This window comes from Parasphingomonas zepuensis, from assembly GCF_036663735.1.
Classification (GTDB): domain Bacteria; phylum Pseudomonadota; class Alphaproteobacteria; order Sphingomonadales; family Sphingomonadaceae; genus Sphingomonas.
In genome coordinates, this window is record NZ_JAXOJO010000063.1 from 1 (window position 1) to 1,141 (window position 1,141).

Genomic DNA, 1,141 nt, shown 5'->3' on the forward strand with positions numbered 1-1,141 from the left:
AGCGGGCGAGAAGCGCTATTATCATCAGAAATGGCCGTGCTGCTCCGGCACCCTGGTTCAGGGCGTCGCCGATTATGTGCTCAACGCCTATTTCCACGACGATAACAATCTGATGGTCAACCTCTACACCCCGTCCGAAGTGACCTGGAATCGCCCGGGTGGCGCGGTCGAGGTGGTGCAGGAGACCGATTATCCGGTAACCGACACGGTAAAGCTGAAGGTGCGCAAGGCCGGCAATGGCCGCTTCACGATGAAGCTGCGCATTCCGGCGTGGACGAAGGGCGCGAAACTGCTCGTCAACGGGCGCGCGCAGACCGCGACGCCGGGCCAGCTGGCCGCGATCAGCCGGACGTGGAAGGCAGGGGACACGATCGAGCTGACCATTCCGCAACCGCTGCGCACGTTGCCGATCGATCCGGAAAACCCAAATCTCCAGGCGGTGATGCGGGGTGCTGTAATGTATGTCGGCCTCAATCCATGGGAGGGGATCGACCAGGAGGTCGTCGCGCTGCCAGGCGCTCTGGAAGCCACCCCCGGTCATCCGGAATCGTATCGCGCAAAGGTCGGCAAGCGAAACCTTGTGTTCGTGCCCTATTATGCGGTCGATACCGAACGTACGACGACTTACTTCAAGACGGCGTAAGTCGGGCGCGCGCGCCCTTTCTGCTTGTTCGTCATCCCAGCGCAGGCGGGGATCCTTTCTGGCTAACCGAGCGGGTCGAGCCGCAGCGTCAGCCCCAATGGATCCCGGCCTTCGTGGGATAACGAACGGAAATATGAGTTCTGACCTGATATGAGCGAAGCGCGCGTCACCGCGACCTATGAGATCGAAACCGCCTTCGCACTGGAGGCGGCGGCGGCGACGATGGCGGGCGAGCAATCGACCGGCACCTTCGTCCGCGTACCCGGTGAGACTGACGAATTGCGAGAGGCGCATGCCGCCCGCGTCGAGCAACTGGTCGAGTTGAATGAAGTCGCCGCGCCGTCGCTTCCCGGCTCGGGCACACCGAAGGGCTGGGACGGCAAGCGGCGGCGCGCCCGTGTGGTCCTGTCATGGCCGATCTCGAACATGGGCGTTTCGCTCCCCAATCTGCTGGCGACGATCAACGGCAATCTGTCGGAGCTGAAAGCGTTCTCGGGC

At 62.8% G+C, this 1,141-nt stretch carries 2 pseudogenes; both read left to right on the plus strand.

The features are described from left to right. Positions 1 to 643: pseudogene (locus tag U1769_RS25240) on the plus strand (hypothetical protein); the annotation flags it as partial. Positions 644 to 793: 150 nt separating this feature from the next. Further along, positions 794 to 1,141: pseudogene (locus tag U1769_RS25245) on the plus strand (ribulose 1,5-bisphosphate carboxylase); the annotation flags it as partial.